Source organism: Paenibacillus senegalimassiliensis, assembly GCF_001486585.1.
GTDB lineage: Bacteria > Bacillota > Bacilli > Paenibacillales > Paenibacillaceae > Fontibacillus > Fontibacillus senegalimassiliensis.
On record NZ_LN909042.1, the window covers coordinates 233572 to 253473 of the forward strand.

General features: G+C 51.0%; 13 protein-coding genes. 2 read left to right on the forward strand and 11 right to left on the reverse strand.

The features are described 5' to 3' along the window. Positions 1 to 61: 61 nt before the first annotated feature. On the forward strand, positions 62 to 1906 hold the full coding sequence (locus tag BN3279_RS03300) for a S8 family serine peptidase (RefSeq protein ID WP_157686436.1): 1845 nt from the start codon (positions 62 to 64) through the stop codon (positions 1904 to 1906). Between the two features lie 93 nt (positions 1907 to 1999). Here the strand turns inward: BN3279_RS03300 and mmsB are convergent, their stop codons facing one another. The 11 genes from mmsB to BN3279_RS03355 form a co-directional block, all read right to left on the reverse strand. Further along, positions 2000 to 3163, reverse strand: coding sequence for a multiple monosaccharide ABC transporter permease (gene mmsB / locus BN3279_RS03305; RefSeq protein ID WP_059049223.1), 1164 nt, complete (start codon positions 3161 to 3163; stop codon positions 2000 to 2002). Further along, positions 3138 to 4697: a multiple monosaccharide ABC transporter ATP-binding protein gene (mmsA, locus tag BN3279_RS03310; RefSeq protein WP_059049224.1), complete on the reverse strand. Its 1560-nt coding sequence runs from the start codon at positions 4695 to 4697 to the stop codon at positions 3138 to 3140. Before mmsA ends, mmsB begins: the two co-directional genes overlap by 26 nt. A gap of 91 nt (positions 4698 to 4788) precedes the next feature. Beyond that, on the reverse strand, positions 4789 to 5868 hold the full coding sequence (gene chvE, locus BN3279_RS03315; RefSeq protein WP_059049225.1) for a multiple monosaccharide ABC transporter substrate-binding protein: 1080 nt from the start codon (positions 5866 to 5868) through the stop codon (positions 4789 to 4791). 299 nt (positions 5869 to 6167) lie between these two features. Beyond that, complete coding sequence (locus BN3279_RS03320) at positions 6168 to 7397, reverse strand: response regulator (RefSeq protein ID WP_059049226.1); 1230 nt, start codon at positions 7395 to 7397, stop codon at positions 6168 to 6170. Continuing rightward, complete coding sequence (locus BN3279_RS03325; protein ID WP_082672911.1) at positions 7390 to 9384, reverse strand: cache domain-containing sensor histidine kinase; 1995 nt, start codon at positions 9382 to 9384, stop codon at positions 7390 to 7392. Before BN3279_RS03325 ends, BN3279_RS03320 begins: the two co-directional genes overlap by 8 nt. Then, entirely contained in the window at positions 9365 to 10366 is a 1002-nt protein-coding gene (locus BN3279_RS03330) for a substrate-binding domain-containing protein (protein ID WP_059049228.1), read from the reverse strand. Before BN3279_RS03330 ends, BN3279_RS03325 begins: the two co-directional genes overlap by 20 nt. Before the next feature lie 107 nt (positions 10367 to 10473). Continuing rightward, the gene (locus BN3279_RS03335; RefSeq protein WP_059049229.1) at positions 10474 to 11991 is read right to left on the reverse strand and encodes a response regulator; all 1518 of its coding nucleotides are present in this window, start codon (positions 11989 to 11991) and stop codon (positions 10474 to 10476) included. 22 nt (positions 11992 to 12013) lie between these two features. Continuing rightward, the gene (locus BN3279_RS03340) at positions 12014 to 13798 is read right to left on the reverse strand and encodes a cache domain-containing sensor histidine kinase (protein ID WP_059049230.1); all 1785 of its coding nucleotides are present in this window, start codon (positions 13796 to 13798) and stop codon (positions 12014 to 12016) included. Then, positions 13795 to 14628 (reverse strand): carbohydrate ABC transporter permease, encoded by an 834-nt coding sequence (locus BN3279_RS03345; RefSeq protein ID WP_059049231.1) that lies wholly within the window; start codon positions 14626 to 14628, stop codon positions 13795 to 13797. Before BN3279_RS03345 ends, BN3279_RS03340 begins: the two co-directional genes overlap by 4 nt. After that, positions 14625 to 15521: a carbohydrate ABC transporter permease gene (locus tag BN3279_RS03350; RefSeq protein WP_059049232.1), complete on the reverse strand. Its 897-nt coding sequence runs from the start codon at positions 15519 to 15521 to the stop codon at positions 14625 to 14627. Before BN3279_RS03350 ends, BN3279_RS03345 begins: the two co-directional genes overlap by 4 nt. A 139-nt stretch (positions 15522 to 15660) precedes the next feature. Beyond that, the gene (locus tag BN3279_RS03355) at positions 15661 to 16992 is read right to left on the reverse strand and encodes an ABC transporter substrate-binding protein (RefSeq protein WP_059049233.1); all 1332 of its coding nucleotides are present in this window, start codon (positions 16990 to 16992) and stop codon (positions 15661 to 15663) included. 221 nt (positions 16993 to 17213) lie between these two features. Between BN3279_RS03355 and BN3279_RS03360 the strand changes: the two genes are divergently transcribed. Further along, positions 17214 to 19760: a beta-mannosidase gene (locus BN3279_RS03360; protein WP_059049234.1), complete on the forward strand. Its 2547-nt coding sequence runs from the start codon at positions 17214 to 17216 to the stop codon at positions 19758 to 19760. Positions 19761 to 19902 lie beyond the last annotated feature (142 nt).

Here is a 19902-nt window from a genome sequence, read left to right on the forward strand (position 1 = left end):
ATTAGAAAAGGAGGATCAGGAGGTTGTTTGTAATATTATATTTAGAAAGGTGATTATGATAATGAAAAATCGAGTAGCATTCATTGCGCTTGTGTTAACTGTATTGTTATCAAACCTCTCATTCGCCTACGGAGATGCCGAACAGCTTCAAATGGATCCTTTAATGATAAATAAGAAAACAATCAAGGAGTCGTCAAATGTTAAAACAAATATAATTCAGCTACAACCTATCCAGCCACGTGGATTGGGCCCAAACGATCAACCGTTGAAATTAGAGGTTGAAAGTAAAATCATGTTTGATGTTCAAGAGGAGGCGAAGTTAAAAAAGGATGGTATGAATGGATTAATTCCAGTTCAAGTTAGTTTAGACTTTGATATTGAGGACGCTGAAGCTAAGTTTGAGAAAGAGATTGACGCTACTTTTGGAGATTTATTAGAGTTTGAACGGGTTGGGTATCGAACTTATAATGCATGGGTAACCAGAGAGCAATTAGACGATTTGGAATCTATAAGTACTATAAAATTTATATTTAGACAGCCAGAAAAAGAAGATGAGATGTATATCTCACAATTACCCCAGTTCAGGGATGTTACCCCTAGCATGAACGCTGCTAGTGAAATGTTAGGTATAAAAAAGGCGAGAAACGATTTTCAAGTTTCAGGCGACCTAGATGGAAGAGAAACTAATTTTACAAAAAATGACGTTGTTATAGCTGTTGTTGATACGGGAATAGATGCTTCTCATGTTGATTTAGATGGTGGGAAAGTTATTGGGTGGTTTGATGCTATAAATGGTAAAACTTCGCCTTATGATGATGAAGGCCATGGTACACATGTTGCGAGTATAGCAGCAGGTACAGGTGAGGGGGACCCGGGGGTACAGACTGGTGTGTCCCCGGGCGCTGCATTGGTGGGAGTAAAAGTATTAAATCAGGATGGGGAGGGAACGGCCAATCAGATATATCTTGGTCTTGATTGGATATACACTCATTTAGACACTTATAAAATCAATGTAGTAAATATTAGCATAGGCACACAAGCGTCATATAGTAGTATCTCAAATATAGTAAATATGATTAACAAAATTAAAAATGCGGGTGTACCTGTTTTTGTAGCAGCGGGAAACGAGGGCGATGGATATTATAATGGTCAATTTTTAGGTAGATATTATGATACCTTAAGTACCTTTGCAAAATATACATCGACCTCAGTAGGTAGTATAAAGGATCCTTATGAGGGCGGTTGGGGATTAAGCGAATTTTCATCCAGAGGTACGGGAAGTCAAGGCCCTTATATTGTCACTGCTGGAGAAGATATTAGAGCGGCAAAGGCAAACTCTACAAGAGAATATGAAACGCTAAGTGGTACATCAATGGCAAGCCCGATGGCTGCGGGAATATACAGCTTAATGTATGATGCCGCGTACTCTCGAGGGGTTTCCAGTTCTATCAATTTTTCTGCATTTGATATGGGCATGGACGGTTATGATAAAATATATGGCAATGGTAGCTTGTTAGCCTATGAATCTATTAAAAATGCTGCACAGGGTTCAGGTTCATTTGATAACTATCGAACTTATATCAGAGTACCTGATGGTAGGGTGCAAAAGGATTATATAGATATTTATGAGATTTATCAAAGCTCCACAACTGCTGATCTAAATGTAACCTTACTGATTATTGATGAAAATATGGAAAATCTTGATTTAGTCATTTGGGAACCTGGGGCAGACCCTTATCAAGGGGATCCTTCTACTTATTACATTAATAAGAATAAAGGCTTACCTCAAGAAAACATAAATATTAAATCTCCCAAACAAGGAGTGTATTATATAGGTGTTTATGGAATTGATCACGGAGCCAGATATACTTTGGAAATAACGGGGCACCAAATCAGGCCTAATTAGGAGGTTTAATCTTTTTAAGAAAGAGTATTATTAGAATGTAAGTAGAAACCACCGAATTTCAATCCTAATTCGGTGGTTTTCTACTGAAATCCATCAATTCGTCTTCGACTTATTGTAGATGTCGAAGGCTACGGCCAACAGCAGGACGAGGCCCTTGATGCCTTGCTGCCAGTCAACGCCGAGGCCGATGAGGGACATGCCGTTGTTCATCACGCCCATGACCAAGCCGCCGATGATGGCGCCGATGACGGTACCGATGCCGCCGGAAGCGGAAGCACCGCCGATAAAGCAGGCTGCGATGGCATCAAGCTCGAAGTTGATGCCTGCCTTGGGCGTCGCCGAATTCAGGCGAGCAGCAAAGATCAGGCCGGATAACGCGGCCAGAGCGCCCATGTTGACGAATACCCAGAACGTCACCCGCTTGGTCTTGACCCCTGACAGGCTGGCGGCTTTCTCATTGCCACCGATAGCATAGATATGCCGCCCGGCCACCATCCGATTCATGACAAAGGAATAGATGATGATCAGGAAGAAGAGGATGATGAGAATATTCGGCAGCCCGTTATACGTAGCGAGCACGAACGTGAAGATGTTGATGACAGCAACCAGCAGGGCAATCTTCGTTACGAACATCCAGATCGGTGCCGTGTCGAAGTTGTATTTGATCTGTGTCCGGCGGTCCTTGAACTCTTGCCAGATGTAGAGAAGGGACAGCAAGAGGCCAAGGGTTATCGTAAGCAGATGGATTTCGCCGCCACCGAGCCAGTCTGGAATAAAGCCAGAGCTGATGCGTTGGAATGTTTTCGGGAACGGTGCGATCGACTGGCCTCCCAGCACAATCATGGTAAGTCCTCGGAACAGGAGCATACCAGCCAGTGTTACGATAAAAGCCGGAATTTTGATATACGCAATCCAAAATCCCTGCCAGGCGCCAATTAGCCCACCGGCGACCAAGGATAAAATGACTGCCAGATACACGGGGAGCTCCAAATCCACCATCATGATGGCGGATAGAGCACCGATGAACGCGGCAATGGAGCCGACGGACAAGTCGATATGCCCGGTTATAATGACCAGCACCATCCCGATGGCAAGCACTAGAATATAGCTATTCTGCAAGATCAGATTCGTAATATTAAGTGGCTTGAGCAAAATGCCCTCGGTCAAAATTTGAAATAGAATCGTAATAAATACTAAAGCGATGATCATGCCGTACTGGCGAATGTTCTTCTTAAAGAGCTCGCTGACTGCTTGCATCTGTCTCCCCCCTGCCTCGAGTCATGGACTTCATTAATACTTCCTGTGTGGCGTCTTCGCGGCGGACCTCCCCGGTGATCCGCCCTTCGCTCATGACGTAAATCCGGTCGCACATCCCGAGAATTTCCGGCAGCTCGGAGGAGATGAACAAAATGCCCTTACCCTCGCTAGCCAATTGATTCACGATGGAGTAAATTTCATACTTGGCTCCAACATCGATCCCGCGAGTGGGCTCGTCAAGGATCAATATCTCCGGCTGCGAATAAATCCACTTACTCAGTACAACCTTTTGTTGATTTCCGCCACTCAGGTTAACGGCTTTTTGCAAAATGCTTGGTGTTTTGATGTTAAGCTTGCGGCGATATTCCTCGGCGACAAGCACTTCCTCCTGCTCATGAATGACGCCCCGGCGGGAGAGCTTGCCTAACGAAGCTAACGAAATATTACGCTTGATATCATCGATGAGGATCAGGCCGTATTGCTTGCGGTCCTCCGTAACGTAAGCCACACCGTGCTCAATCGCCTGACTGATATTATCAAATCGAACCTCCTGGCCATGCAGGAACAGCTTGCCTTGGATATGCCGTCCGTAAGAGCGTCCAAAGATACTCATAGCTAGCTCCGTCCGTCCCGCTCCCATGAGCCCGGCGATGCCAACAATTTCACCCTGGCGAATGTTCAGATTGATGTCATCAAGCACCTTGCGTTCTTCTTGCTGAGGATGATAGGCCTCCCAGTCCTGTACTTCGAAAATGACGTCGCCGATTTGTGGAACCCGCTCGGGATATCGATGGGTCAGGTCGCGACCGACCATGCCTTTAATAATCGTGTCTTCCGTGACCTGGTCCGCCTTCATGTCCAAGGTTTGGATGGTCTGACCATCACGCAAAATTGTAATAGAATCAGCCACGCGGCTGATTTCGTTAAGCTTGTGCGAAATGATAATCGATGTAATTCCCTGCTTCTTCAACTCCAAAATAAGAGCCAGCAGGTTCTCGCTATCGTCCTCGTTCAATGCAGCCGTGGGCTCATCCAGTATGAGCAGTCGGACCTGCTTGGACAAAGCCTTGGCAATTTCCACTAACTGCTGCTTGCCGACCCCAAGTTCCAGTACACGGGTGGTTGGCGATTCGTTCAACCCTACCGTGTGCAGCAGCCCTTTCGTCTTCATCGTGGTCTCGTTCCAGTTGATTAGCCCATGCTTACTCTGTTCGTTGCCCAGGAAGATATTCTCCGCAATCGACAGGTAGGGAATTAAGGCCAACTCCTGATGGATAATGACGATGCCAACCTGTTCACTTTGCTTGATATCCTTGAATTCGCAGGGCTGTCCGTCAAAGTAAATGTCCCCCTCGTAGGAGCCATGAGGATATACCCCGCTGAGTACCTTCATCAACGTGGACTTGCCAGCCCCATTCTCGCCACACAAGGCGTGAATTTCTCCCTCTGTTACCTTGAGGTTGACGTTGCTGAGCGCTTTAACGCCCGGAAACGTCTTGGTAATGTCCCTCATTTCCAAAATCGTCCCGCTCAAGTGTCGTCACCCGGCCTTTCCTTCATAGTTGTGAAATGGCGGCGGCCCGGATGATCAAACGTCCGCCACCAGGGCATGCTTGTGATTTCTCTTAGAGGCCGAGTTCTTCTTTGGAGTAAAACTCACTTTCTACCAGCAAGCTTTCCACATTGTCCTTATCAACCGATTGGGGCTCCAGCAGATAGGATGGAACGACCTTTACGCCGTTGTCATAGGTTTCCGTATCATTGACTTCCGCCTCAGAGCCTTCCAAAATGCTCAAAGCCATGGAGACAGCCTTCTTGGCCAACTCCCGCGTATCCTTAAACACCGTTTGTGTTTGTTCTCCGGCAAGGATGGATTTTGTGGAAGCGAGCTCCGCATCCTGTCCAGTCACGATGGGTAGTGCTTTGCTGCCGGAGCCATAACCAACGCCTTTAAGCGAGGAAAGAATGCCGATACTAATGCCATCATAAGGAGAAAGGACAGCATCTACATTCTCTGACGAGTAATGCGCACTCAATAAATTATCCATCCTTGCCTGGGCTGTAGCGCCGTCCCAGCGAAGCGTAGCAACCTGCTCCATCTTCGTCTGTCCGCTCCGAACGACCAGCTTGCCGGAATCTATATACGGCTGTAGAACAGACATGGCGCCGTCGAAGAAGAAATAAGCGTTGTTGTCATCCGGCGACCCGCCAAACAATTCGATATTGAAGGGGCCCTTGCCGTCCTTGAGTCCAAGCTTCTCCTCAATGTAGGAGGCTTGCAGTACGCCTACCTGGAAGTTATCGAAGGTAGCGTAGTAGTCGACATACTCGCTATTCATGATCAGGCGGTCATAGGCAATGACTTGAATGCCTTGGTCATGCGCTTTTTGCAGCACTTCCGTCAATGCGCCGCCGTCGATGGAAGCAATGACGAGAATTTTAACGCCCTTGGTAATCATGTTCTCGATTTGTGATACCTGATTCTCGATGACATCTTCTCCGTACTGCAAGTCGGTGTCGTAGCCTAAGGCTTGAAATTCCTTGACCATGTTGTTGCCGTCGCCGACCCAGCGTTCTGAGGATTTGGTTGGCATGGCGATGCCGACGGTTCCTTTTTCACTTGCACCGCTGCCGTTACCCCCGGCGCAAGCCGCAAGGCTGAGCATAAGCACCAGTGTAAGCATGATTGCTAATAACTTCTTCAAAACTCATTCCCCCTACATGTTTTATGAATGCGTTTTCATTAGGGAGTATAGCAAGAGAAGGGGGAGGTCGTATTTACATAGAAACTACTCTTTTTATAAAATTTTTACTTTTCCAAAAAAGTGGAAATAAGTCAGGTAGTATGAGGACAGCTTCAGAGGGGGAAGAGGGGAATGGAGTGAAATGAGGCCAAGTTGGGAGAAAAAGAGACCTATGCAATTGCGCATAGGCCTGTTTGATGAATTGAAAGAACATGTTTTTGGTTCAGCGGATGATAGGGCTGATGAGATAGCCCCGCATCTCATTCGTCTTCTTCAGGCTCACTCTCGAAGGCGCCCTTGCGATATTGCATCGGGGAGATGCCGGTGGCCCGCTTGAAGGCGGTGCTGAAATAATGCTGGGTTTCGTATCCGACCTGCTCCGAAATCTGGGCAATGGTTAGCAGGGTGGAGGTGAGCAGCCGGCTGGCCCGGCGAAGGCGGATTTGTGTGATATAGCTGCCAAAGGTTGTGCCAAGCTCCTGCTTGATCATCCGGCTCAGATAAGCGGGGGAGGCCTGCAAAGCCTGGGCCATTCCCTCCAGCGTAAGCTGGCTATCGGCAAAATGCTCCAGCATATATTGCTTGGCCCTGCGCACCAGGGGGGAGATCGCGACCTCCTTCATTACGATGGCCTTGCTGGCCCGATAGACAGACGGCAGCTCCAGGACGCTGCGGGTGCCTTCCGCGAGGTGAACCTCCGCTGCAATCTTCAGATGCGTTCGTACCGAAGCTTCAATGCGGTGGAAGTCCTTCTCCGCTTCTAGCCCCCAAAGGAGAATGACCAACAACCCGAAGGGATCGCGGAACATTACCTTGGGATAGGGGCCCAGCCATTCGGCGGCGATATTCTCCACCGCGAACCAGTAAAGCTGCCGCTCATCCTCCTTCAGCGCAGCGGGAGAGCCGCCGGGCTCAGGCAGGCGAATGACCCCCAGCCAATCGGGACTGGCTTCCGGCAGCTTCAGGAACTGCAACTGCTCCATAATCTCCGCTTCCGTCAAGCCGCCTTCCATCCATTCCTGGCAGAACCGTTCCCGCAGCAGCGGATAGCTGCGCGAGATATGCCGGGAAGTCGTCTGCAAATGCTGCTGCTTAGTCGCTTCTTCCTCCAACTCGCCGCGAACCTGCCGCAGTACCTTTTCCAATTGGGCGGGGTTGGCGGGCTTGAGAATGTAGTCCTTGACCTGCAAGCGGATGGCCTTCTGGGCATAGGTGAACTCATCATGACCGGTAATAATAATGAGCTTCGCTTCCGGCAACTTCTCGCGAACCTGCTTCATCAGTTCAATGCCGTTCATGATGGGCATATTCAGATCGACGAGCAGGATATGAACGCCGTGGCGCAGCGCCAATTCCAGTGCCTCCTCGCCATCCTCTGCCTCGGCCACCACCGTCATTCGCAACTTCTCCCAATCGACACTCTCCCGAATACCTTCACGGATAATGAGCTCATCATCCGCAATCAGCACCTTCCAGTGAAAGTCATTCATGACCGTTCCCTCCTATCCAGCTTCGATTCTCCCGAATGACCGGGTGCAGTACGGTAACGGTTGTCCCTTGGCCTTCTTCACTTTGAATCGACAAGCCGTATTTACTGCCAAAGGTCAAGGCAATGCGGGCCTGGACATTAACCATCCCATAACCTTGCTGATTCTCGTCCTCAGGGTCCAGGGTAGATGGGGGTTGCTCTGGACCCTCCGCCTTGACGGTAGCGGCCGCTTGCAGCTTCCGCTGCAGGACGGCAAGCTTATCCGGGGGAATTCCCTTGCCATCATCCCGAATTGTCATGACCAGCATGCCGTCTTCTTCGGAGGCATCTACGGTAATAAGTCCGGGTCCACGCCGCTCCTTGATGCCATGGTAAATGGCATTCTCCACGATGGGCTGAAGAATCAGCTTGAGGACATGGACATCCTGAATCTTCGGGTCGATGCTTAACGTATAATCCAGCTTATTCTGATAGCGCACATGCTGAATTTGCAAATAGCTGCGAATGTGCTCCACTTCATCATTCAGCGGGATGATATCGTTCCCCTTGCTGAGTCCGATGCGGAACAGCTTGGAGAGCGATTCGGCCATTTCTGCGATATCCTCAGCCCCACGGCGGCGAGCCATCCAATGGATTGTATCGAGGGTGTTATACAGAAAATGCGGCTTGATATGAGCTTGCAGGCTACGCAGCTCGGCCTCCCGTTTTTGCCGTTCCTGCAGTTCCGTCAAGGAGAGCAACCGATGGATTTGCAGCAGCATGGCATTGAACTGGCGCCCCAGCAAGCCGACCTCATCGGTGCGGTCGCTCCAGTGACGAATCGTCAGGTCGCCGGACTGGGCCTTCTGCATGAAGGAGGCCAATTGTCCAATTGGTCTTGAGATCGAGTGGGCCAGGTAGAAGGAAGCGGTCATCCCCAGCAGGCAAACGATAAAGACGAAGCTGACGACATAGAAGCGAATTTCCCGCATCTCGGCCGCTGATTCCGCCATAGGAAAGATCCCAACGGTAGTCCAGTCGGGGAACGTGGCATGTCTGTAGACGAATTGGAAGTCGCGGCCTCCGATTCGCTCGGAGTAGGTCCCCGAACCGGAAGGATCGAGATGCTCCAGTGGAATGCGCTCGATATAAGGGTCTGGCGGGGCATAGATCAGCTCACCTTCGCCGTCAACCACGGTCAGGTAGCCCGTCTTGCCCAGCCGTACATCCTGAGCGGTCTCCGCAATGACACGAAGCTTGAGATCAATCAGAATGACGCCCTTGACTTGCTGGGTATCCGGATCGAGGATAGCGCGAACCGCGGACACCACCTCGCTATCCTGATAATTAACGTGTGTCGTGACGTTGCGGCTATGGGGATGGCCAATGATTTTGAAGATTCCCTTGTTCCGGATAGCCTCCGCATACCAACTTTCACGGGTCAGGCTCTCTTCTGTACGGGCATACATTTCATTGCTGATGTACTTGCCCTGGCTGTTGACCACCATAATCCCGGCTACCTCGGAATGCAGCGTGGTGAAGCCCTGCAGAAATTTGCGAATCTCATAGTATTCGTTGCCTGCCTTCAGCAGTTGCTCAGGCGTATCCGTATCGCTGAAGTCGAGGGTGGAGGATAAGCTTGCAGTTATACTAGCCCGTTCTTCCGCGGTTGTTGTCAGTACATTCTCCTCAGGACTCCCCGGCTTGCCCTCCAGAAAGCGCCGCACCTCGGGATTGAACGATATGAAATAGGTCATGTTCTGCAAGTTCTCCACATAGGTCTCCAGGGAATGATTGACCTTGCTGATCAGTTGCAGGGTGGTATCTGTAATTTGCCGCTCGATAATGCGGTCGACCGTCCAGTTCGTCAGCAGGCCCAGCCCAATAGAGGGGAGGATGCTGATGAGCAGAAAGTGAACGATCAGCTTATAGCGGATTGGCAAGTTATTCAGCAGAAAGCGGCGGAGCTCCCAGGGACGTTCCGTACGTCTATTTCGCATAATAATCATTCACATTCTGCCGGGTGACGATAGTGATGCCGGTATCCACCTGCTGTGGCACCCGCATGGAGCCCGGATTGCGGTTCTCGTTCATGTTATGGTTAAGCGAGAACAGAAACTGCATGGCCCAATATCCCATATTCCAGGTGCCTTGGGCCATGGTAGCGTTAATGTCTCCGCTCTTGACCAGGTCGAGTGTTCCCTTGTCCGTATCGAAGCTGACGATCTTCGGTCCTGCAACAACGGGCCTGAATTCGCGCACCGCCTCGGCGACGCCAATTCCCCCGTTGGCTTCTGTAGTGAAGATGCCGGCTACATCCGGGAAGGATTGCAAAATCTCTTCCGCTGCCTGGCGAGAGTAGAGAGGGTCGCCCTTGCCATTCTTGATGACAACAACGCTCAAGTCAGGAAAATTGGCGGCAATTGTGTCGGCAAATCCCTGTGTTCGGTCCAGATGGTTCTGCTGATCCGGCACGGTGATGATAGCAAGCTTCCCTTGTCCCCCCGTAAGCTCGGCTATCCTCCCGGCTGCGGCGGCCCCGGCTGCATAATTGTTGGTCCCCAGGAAGGAATAGGCCCGGCTTCCGGGGGCATCGGAATCAAAGAGCACCACCGGGATTCCGGCCTCTACGGCCTTGTTGATCGTCGCCGTCAGCTCCTCCGCATGCATGGCGGATATGGCGATGCCGGCGGGCTTCTTGGCAATGACCTGCTCCAGAACGGTGCGCTGCTCATGGACATCCCGCTGGGTAGCCCCGCGATATTCCACAGATACGTTCAGCCCTTGAGCCGCGTCTTCAAAGCCTTTCAGGCTACTCTTCCAGTAGTCGATGCCCATTTGAAACGTGACCATGACATACTTCTCGTCCATGCTCCCTCGCAGGCCGCCCATGGCCCGCTGATCATTGACCTGGCTTTGCGCGCGGTAATCCAGCACATAGAAGGCGAAGCAGGCAAGGAGCAGCAAATAGATGATCCAGACTTTCCGCATATGAAACCCCTTTCAAGAATGCGTAGATGATAGACTTTCGCCATCATCATACTATGATTCACAGGGGAATATCATTATTTTTTTGCATGTGAAAGGAAGAGCTGGATTTATCGGGAAATTCGCTTATACTCGTTGGGCGTGACACCAACCATACGCTTGAACAGCTTATTGAAGTAAGCGGGATCGGGGTACCCCACCTTGCTGCCAATCTCGTGAACCTTGAGACTACAGGCTTCACGTAATAAAAGCTTGGCGTGATTAATCCTTATCTCGATTAAGTAATCCGTAATGGTCATCCCAGTCTCCGCCTTGAACAGCTTGCTCAGATAGGTAGGGGTGAGGAATACCAGCCCGGCCAATTGGCTGAGCTCGGCTGGCTCGTGGTAGTGCTTGGCGATCCAGCGTTTGACGGTCTCAACCGATTTTCCGGCTTGCTCCAGACGAATATTACGAATGACTTTTAGTATACCGATGAACTCGGCAATGAATAGGGTCTGCATTTCATTGAAGTGAAGGGAGGCGCTCAGCGCTTCTAGTATTTTTTTTGAAGCAGATGACTCGGTATATTGGCTCCATTCCTGAACCTCGGCGGCAGCGGCGTCCAGAATAAGGCGGCCTAGAAGAACAATGGTTCTCTGGGACAGCATCTGTTCTCGGGATAACGTGAACAAGTGCTGCAAACAAGCTTCAATTTGCGAAAGCTCCAGAATCTGCAGCTTCTGAATCAGCGCTTCCCGGCTATGGGCGAACAACGCCGTAGCTTCTGCTTCTTCCCCATGGTCTGCTGTACGCTCATCTGCGGCTCCGTAATGGTGATAGCTCCAGTCGGCTTCGTCATAGATACCAAGCTCACAGGCGTTCACGGCTTCATGGTAGGCCTGGCCCAGCAGGGCGGGCTGTCTGTAGCCCCGGCTTGTTCCAACGAGCAGTCTACTTCCAAGCCGCATCCCTTGTAATTGATCAGCTAAGGCCTGCAACTCTTTCTCCTCAGGCATATCCATGGCGTAACCAACAAGAGCAACTACTTGCTCCCCGGTCTCCACCAGATCCCAGTCCGGGAACAAATGGCCGGGTAGCTGTTCCAGCGCATCCTGCAAAGGCTCGATTGCGGCCCCCTTCAAGGCGAATACGACAAAACAGGGACACGGCAACGCTAGCTCTGGCAGCTTCGAGCATAGTCCTGGCTCATTCTTGAGAAAGGAGAGCAGCAGCCCTTGCCGTAGACGTTGGGCCTGGCGATGGCCAGCTTCCTTCTCCTCCTCCAGCTTGTGCAGCAAGGTGAATAGCTGCTTCTTATTGATCGGCTTCAGCAAATAATCTACAGCCGAATAACGCAGCGCTTGTCTGGCGTATTCAAAGTCGGTAAAGCCACTCATCAGCAGACAGCGGATATCTTGGTATAAGGCCTTGATTTGCCCGATTAGCTCCAGCCCATCGACTACCGGCATACGGATATCGGTAATGACTACATCCACTGCGATATCTTGAAGCAGTAAGCGGTCCAGCAGTTCCTGACCATTGGCGAATAAGCCGGTAACGACAAACTGCTCGCTCTCTTTGCCGACAATTCTCCCCAGGCCCTCCCGAATCGAAGCTTCATCATCCACGATAGCAATATGTAGCAAGGGGAATCCCTCCTTTTCAAGGCTAACTATTCAAGTTGAACAAATCAGCGATTCGTAGCGTCACGGTGGTGCCTTCCCCTGGCCTGCTGCTGACCGTCAGACGTGAACGAGGTCCGTAGTGAAGACGAATTCGTTCATGAACATTGCGCAAGCCGATGCCGAATTTGTCCGTTTTCCCATCCTTGAGGCTGTGATGCAGGGCTTCCAGTCGTTCCGTCGTCATTCCAATGCCATCATCATGAATGGTGAAGACGGCATCTCGATGCTCTTGCCAGCCGTGAATGGTGATCGTTCCCGAGCCTTCACGCTTCTCCAGACCATGGAAGACGGCGTTCTCCACGATGGGCTGGAACACCAGCTTGATAATAGACAGGGGAGCGAAGTCGACCGGGATATCGAAATTGAAGTTGAATTTGCCAGGGAACCGAATCTGGAGCAGCAGTAAATAATTGCGAACATGGTCAATTTCCTGGCCGATGGTGGAGCGCTCGTCGGCGCTGCGAGTGATGCTGTACCGCAGCAGGAGGCCCAGCAGATAGGTTAAGTCGGCCACCTGATCATCATCGTTCAGTTCGGCCAGCATACGAATTGATTCCAGCGTATTGTATATAAAATGCGGATTGATCTGGTTTTGCAGGGCCAGCATATCCGCCTGTTGTTTGCTTTTTTCTGTTAGGGCTACCTCTTCAAGCAACTCTCTGATGCGGGAGATCATGCGATTGAAGTGACTGCCCAGCATACCAATTTCGTCATTATATTTAACTTGAACCGCGACATCCAGCTTGCCGCGTTGCACTTGCTTCATCAACTGGACGGTGGCCTTGAGCGGCTTGGTCAGCGCGTAGGACAGGATGATGGACACCAGCAGGCCGAGCAATATAATCGACAACGACGTAATCATCAGCTTGTCGCGGTTCTGCTTCATGGGTGCCAGCAGCTCAGTTGAGGGGATATAGACCAGCGTCTTCCAGCCAGTATGTATTGATGCGGTGTACACGGCGATGTAGGGAACCCCGTCTATATCCAGCTCAAAGCTGCCCCGTTCCCCGGTGGCTCCGGTGAGCCAGGGGCTTGCGCTCAGATTGCCCACCCACCGGGAGGGAGCGCTGCTATACACGACATCGCCCTCCTCGTCGATAATCAGGGCATCGCCATGGGTAACGGCTCCCAGTGGAGCAACAATATCTTCCAACAACTTGCTGTCAACATCGATGGCGATCAGGCCGATATGCCTGAGTGTGCTGGTGGACTGGACGGAGCGGACGACCGTAAACACCTGACGTTGTTCCGTATCATTAGCGCGAATCAGGTGTGTGCCCGACAGCACGGGCGCAGAGCCGGACTGCCGGGTCATGTTCTTCCACTGTGCAATGCGAGTCTCCGGGTACAACACGTTGATGCCGGACCTGCGGTAATAGAAGACGGTATCATAACGATCCACCAGATAGGTGGACAGAATCTCTTCCTTGGTGTTGTTCACGTACATCAGGAACATATCCATCGTCGTATTTTTATCCCAATCGGTTCCTTGCTGATCCAGATATTTCTGCACATCTTTATTATACAGCGGGAGCAGGGTATAGCGCTTGAGGTCGGCAATGTACCGGTCTACCTTATCCATGGCATTGTCCGTCATCAGATTGGCGGCATCCGTCGTGCTGCCCAGCACCAGTTCAAAGCTGGACCGATAGGAGCTATAGCTGAAATAGGTGATGGGCAACGAGATCAGGAAGACGAAAATAATGACCAGCTTCTTCTGCATCGACAGGTTGGCAAAGGGTAGCCACAATTTTCGCCAGAGCTTCATTTTACAGCCCCGCTGGTGACACCCTCAAAGATATACTTCTGCAAGAAGAAATAGAGGATGACGGTAGGCAGCAGAATTAACAAAATAGCCGCACTGATCAGGTTCCAATCCGCCACGTTGACCCCTTGGAAGCGCATGAGTACCGTAGTCACGACGCCCAGACTTTGCTTGGGCATATAGAGATACGGCGTGTACATGTCATTATAGATGCTGATCGTTTTCAAAATAATCAAGGTGGCCGTTGCGGGTGTCAGGAGCGGGAAAATAATCGAGCGATAAATGCGGAACAATGATGCACCTTCCACCATAGCGTTCTCGTCGAGATCGACGGGAATGTTGCGAATGAATTGCAGATACAGGATGATCTGAATGACATCGGCCCCGATATACAAGATGATGGGCGCGCCAAGTGTGTTGTAAAGGCCCAGCGATTTGATTACACCGAAGGTGGCGACCTGAGTGGTGATACTGGGAATGACCGTAGCGAACAGATAGAGGGCGAACACCACTTTTTTCAGTTTGAAAGAGAAGCGCCCCAGCACGTAAGCCACCATTGTGCCGAACAGGATGTTGAACAGGAGAGAGACGCAGATAATGATCAAGGTATTGCCAAATCCGCTGAGTAACCCACCTCGTTCGAACACGATGCGGAAATTTTCGAAGTTGAAGAAGCTTCTAGGCAGCGCCATGGTACTTGCGGTGTTGAATTCCTCACCCGATTTGAATGAGTTAACAATGACGACATAAGGAGGGAAGAGTACGACGAATACACCCATCAGCAGGGTCAGGTATTTCAGGCCATCCATCAGTGAAAGCTGGCGTGTTTTCATTTATTGTTCCCTCCCCGGCTAAGTACGAATTGTTGCAGACCTACGACGGCAATGACAAACAGCAGCAAAATAATGCTCATAGCCGAGGCCAGCCCGTAATGACTATAAGCAAAGGCTGTGTCGATGACCCGCTGAACGTAGGTCTGACTTGCCCCGGCGGGTCCGCCCTTGGTCAACACGAACGGCAGGTCGAAGACTTCCAGCGCCCCCGTCACGGTAAGGAACAGGTTCAGTTGAATGACCGGCTTCATATTTGGCAAGGTGATGCGCCAGAAGGTTTGCGGGCCATTTGCTCCGTCGATACGAGCAGCTTCGTAGATATCCTTCGGTATGGCTTGCAGCGCGGCAATATAGATGACCATGTTATAGCCCATGAACCGCCACAGGCCGGTGGAAGCCAGCGAATAGTTCACGAGCCCGGCTGTTCCCAGCCAACTGGTCTCGCCGAGCTTGTTCAGGCCGAGACTTTGCAGGAATAGATTGAGCGAACCTTGGGTAGTGTCGAACACGTAGCCGAACATAAAGGCCACCGCTACAGCATTCATAATGTAGGGCAGGAACAGCAGTAGCCGAAAGCCATTACGCCCGCGCAGGCGGCCGTTCAGAATGACCGCGAAATAGATCGCGATGATATTTTGCAGAATGCCCATGACAAAATAAGCAAAGTTGTGGGTGAACACGCCGAAGATATCTGGATTGGAGAACACCTCTTTGTAATTAGCGAGGCCGACCCAGGGCTTCTCCGGACTATACCCGTCCCAGTCGGTGAAGCTGAACATGACCAGCTTGGCGGCGGGATAATAGGTGAATAGCAGAAGCAGGGTAAGTGGCACCAACAGGAAGGAGATGATGATCCAATTCTTCTGCATCTTGTAGGACAGGGTTCCAAACATGTGATTCCCTCTTTTCTACAAAATGGATTATCGACGGGGCGATAACCCATTTTGTTCCTTAGCTGCTTGCCAGGGCGTGCTTGCTGTTCTCAAGCTCTCAGTCACATCTTGTTAGCACGCCCTCCAGCAGCAATACATTTTAGTAGCCTAGCTCACCCTTGGCCTTGGCCCAGGCTTTGTTCCATTTATCGAGTACAGTTTGCGGGTCTTTGGCCAGTACAAATTCCTGTGCAATGGCAGGGAGGTCGATTTGTGCCTTGTTGCGAATTTCAATTACCTTCGTATCATCCGGCACGCCCTCTTGGAGGTCTACGCCGGTGGCCTGGAATTCAGCCAATTGGGTCAGCTTGGATTCACGGCCCGCAAGCGGCGAGATGAATCCGGCAAAATCTTCATAACCTGAATCCTCCAGCATCCATTTCAGGAAGGCCTTTGTGGCATCCAGATTCTTGCTGTCTTTATTGACGGCATAGAAGAAGTCGGGGTTGAAGGCGGCCCGCACATCTCCGGAATTATCGAAGGGAAGCGGGAAGAAGCCGATATTATCCGATTCCGCGCCTACGCCGATAACCTGATTAATGACCCAGTTGCCGAGAAAATACATGGCCATTTTGCCGTTCGCCAGGTCTTTCTTCGACTGCTCCCAGTTGGTAGAGTTGATGTCCTTCTCCAGATAGCCCTGATCAGCCAGCTCTTTGAGCAGGGACATCGCTTTGCCGTAGCCGTTATCCATCGTAAATGGAGTATCCGTATTAATGATTTCATTGGAGAAGTCTTTGTTATTCTCAATGACCCGAGGCATATCGTACACCCAACTGCCAAGCGGCCATTTGTCCTTGAAGTTGGAGGATAACGGGATGACGCCCTGTTGCTTCAGCTTCTCACAGGCCGCGAGGAATTCATCCCAAGTCTTCGGCAGCTCTGTGATGCCGGCGTCGGCAAAGGCTTGCTTGTTGTAAACAATACCGGAGGTGGAATTGCCCGTCGTGATGCCGTAGAGCTTGCCTTCATAGGCCTTAAAGTCCTTAAAGGTAATCTCTGCACTGAGGCTCAGATCGTCAAGCGGTGCAAAATACTTTGGCAGATCGGAGTTAGGAATGTCCGGCACGAACATCAGATCAGGCAGCTCTCCGCTAGCCATGCGCACTTTCGCTTGCTGATTATAGTCGGTTTGGCTGGCCTCAAATTCGATCTGGATATCAGGGTATTCTTCGTTGAAGCGCTTGATGTATTCGTCATACTCCTTACCGATCATATCTGTCCGGTTCGTCAGGAACGTGACCTTGCCGCTTGGCTTGCCGGCTGCATCTCCATCTGAATCTTGCCCGGTGGCAGCGCCGTTGCTGCTGGTATTGCTGTTGTTAGCGGCAGTGTCATTGTTGCCTGGGCTATTGCTTCCTCCGCCGCAGCCTGCCAGCACGGCAGTTAGTGCAAAACTGCAAACAAACGCAATCAGAGCCTTCTTGTTCAAACCGTGTCACCCCTTATCATAAATGTTTGTTAGCGCTTACATTTATAGTTTATCGCCTTATCCTGCACATAGAAATGGACTGAAATGTCATTTATTGTCTCGCCTTGCCTTCTTTATGAATTTGTAATTTGTTTTCTGAAAAGTAATAACAAAATTATAACAAAAACTAACGGATGTGTTCTATAATGAATCATATCTTAATCAACAGAGATGGAGGACTTATGACCAACCACCGCTATTTGCTGACTGACTGGAGATTTAGAGCATCTGATGAGACGAAATGGAACCCGGCCAAGGTACCTGGCACAGTTCATACTGATTTGCTGCATCATGGCCTGATTCCTGACCCGTTCTATGGAACGAATGAGCATGATTTACAGTGGATTGACAAGAAGGATTGGGTATATGAAACGACGTTTGAGTATAATCCGGCCTGGTCTGCCATGCCGCGGGTCGAGCTGGTATTTGATGGCCTGGATACTTATGCTGACATATCGATGAATGGTGTACATGTATTGTCCGCGGACAATATGTTCCGCGCCTGGCGCGTAGAGGTCAAGCCGCTGCTGCAACCGGGAGCCAATACGCTGCAAGTCCACTTCCGTTCTCCGATTCAGGAGGATTTGCCAAAGCTTGAGCGGCTGGGGTATGCTCTTCCGGCATCCAATGACCAATCCGAGCTTGGTGGGCTGGGGGAACAGCGAGTCAGCATTTTCGCTCGCAAAGCGCCGTATCACTATGGCTGGGATTGGGGTCCGCGCTTTGTCACCAGCGGGATCTGGCGTGAGGCACGTATTGAGGCGTGGGAAGGTCCGGTTATCCGAGATTTCCACATTCGTCAGGATCGGGTAGATGCTTCTCTGGCAGGATTGACCGCTGTGCTGGAGGTAGAAGCCGAGGAGAACTGGCAGGGAACACTGCGGTTGACTACAGGCAAGTTGATCTGGGAACGTAAGGTTGTTCTTGCTGCGGGAACGCAGGAGGTCACGCTCAGTGCGGCCATCGAGCAGCCTGAATTATGGTGGTGCCGGGGGCTGGGCAAGCAAGCGATGTATAGCTTCCAGGCCGAATTGCTGGGTCAGGATCAAGCTGTTGCTACGTCCGCCAAGGTGAAGACGGGATTGCGTACGATCAAGCTGGTTCGGGAGAAGGATGAAGCTGGGGCCTCCTTCCATTTCGAGCTAAACGGTGTTCCGGTCTTCGCCAAGGGGGCCAACCATATTCCGAATGATAGCTTCATTACGGAGGTGACCGCCGAACGCTACCGCCATGAGATTGCATCGGCAGCCGAAAGCGGGATGAACATGCTGCGGGTGTGGGGCGGCGGATTTTATGAAGAAGAAATCTTTTACGACCTGTGCGATGAGTACGGTCTGCTCGTATGGCAGGACTTCATGTTCGCATGCAGCATGTATCCGGGAGACGAAGCTTTTCTCGGCAGTGTTGCCCTGGAGGCGGAGTACAACATCAAGCGCTTGCGTCGCCACCCGTCTCTGGCCTTGTGGTGCGGCAATAATGAGATCGATTCTGCTTGGGCTCATTATATTGAGAATGTCGGCTGGGGCTGGAAGCAGGATTACACGCAGGAGCAGCGGGAGCAGCTCTGGTCCGACTATGAAGCGGTGTTCCACAACGTTCTCCCTGAGGCGGTGCAGCGGCTGGCAGATGGGGTCGATTATTGGCCATCGTCTCCATTACGTCGTTTGACTGGAGATAGCGAGCAGCATGCTTACCAGCCTTCGGGAGAAGGAGATGTCCATTATTGGGGAGTATGGCATTCGGTAGAGCCGTTCTCGAACTATGACATACGGATCGGACGGTTCATGAGCGAATACGGCTTCCAATCCTTCCCGGAGCTGGACACCGTGATGAAATACGCGCCCGAAAGCGAATTAGCGTTGGAATCTGAGATTATGCTGGCCCACCAGAAGAATGCGCGTGGCAATCAGTTGATCAAGGAATATATGGATCTGTATTTGCCGACGCCCAAGGATTTTAAATCTTTCCTTTACATGAGCCAGGTGCTTCAGGCCGAAGCCATCAGGACGGCAATTGAAGCGCACCGGCGGAATAAGCCTTACTGCATGGGCACCTTATATTGGCAAATGAATGACTGCTGGCCGGTAGCCTCCTGGGCGGGCATGGATTACTACGGACGCTGGAAGGCGCTGCAATATACCGTTCGCCGCAGCTTCCGCGAGGTCATGCTGGCGATTCGTGAATCCGAAGGTGGACCCGTTACGATGCAAGTAGTATCCGATCTTCGGGAGCCGCTGCAAGGAACGCTTCGGTTATCGCTCTATGACATACGTGGTGGATTGCTGAAGGCGGATACGGTGGATGTAGTCATCGGAGCCGATGCTGTCACCGAGGTGGCGGCGTTGGACCGAGAAGTATGGCTGGCAGGCTGCGATCCGCATCAGGTGGTGCTCTATTCCGTATTGGAAGTGGCCGGGATCGTGCTGGATAGCAAGCCGCATTACTTCGTAACCGCCAAGGAGCAGCCGATATGTCCTGCTTCCATCTCTGTGCAGGAGGAGCCGGGGAGCCAAGGCAGCCGCTATACCTTGTCCAGCGATGTGTTGGCGCGTCAGGTCTGGATATCCGCCGAAGAAGAAGGCATCTTCTCAGATAACTATTTTGATCTGATGCCAGGTGTTCCAGTGACCGTTGAATTCCGGCGACGTGGAGGAGCAGACAGCCAGGAGGCCTTTGTGATCGGGCATCCCGGGAAGCTGAACGTTCGTTCCATGGCTGATTTCGTCTAAAAAAGTGTGGTGGGTACTGCGTTGACTTGACTTACCGCGGTACGCCTGGGTTTCCCCCTAAATGAACTCTGAATTTTACCGTGCTATAATAAACAAATAGAAAATCATGAAGTTTGTAAAACACGGGAAATACAGAGAAATG

Coding starts and splice junctions, on each gene's coding strand:
- BN3279_RS03300 (WP_157686436.1), top strand. CDS start 62: ATGAAAAATCGAGTAGCATTCATTGCGCTTGTGTTAACTGTATTGTTA.
- mmsB (WP_059049223.1), bottom strand. CDS start 3,163: ATGCAAGCAGTCAGCGAGCTCTTTAAGAAGAACATTCGCCAGTACGGC.
- BN3279_RS03320 (WP_059049226.1), bottom strand. CDS start 7,397: ATGAATGACTTTCACTGGAAGGTGCTGATTGCGGATGATGAGCTCATT.
- BN3279_RS03325 (WP_082672911.1), bottom strand. CDS start 9,384: ATGATTATTATGCGAAATAGACGTACGGAACGTCCCTGGGAGCTCCGC.
- BN3279_RS03330 (WP_059049228.1), bottom strand. CDS start 10,366: ATGCGGAAAGTCTGGATCATCTATTTGCTGCTCCTTGCCTGCTTCGCC.
- BN3279_RS03340 (WP_059049230.1), bottom strand. CDS start 13,798: ATGAAGCTCTGGCGAAAATTGTGGCTACCCTTTGCCAACCTGTCGATG.
- BN3279_RS03345 (WP_059049231.1), bottom strand. CDS start 14,628: ATGAAAACACGCCAGCTTTCACTGATGGATGGCCTGAAATACCTGACC.
- BN3279_RS03350 (WP_059049232.1), bottom strand. CDS start 15,521: ATGTTTGGAACCCTGTCCTACAAGATGCAGAAGAATTGGATCATCATC.
- BN3279_RS03360 (WP_059049234.1), top strand. CDS start 17,214: ATGACCAACCACCGCTATTTGCTGACTGACTGGAGATTTAGAGCATCT.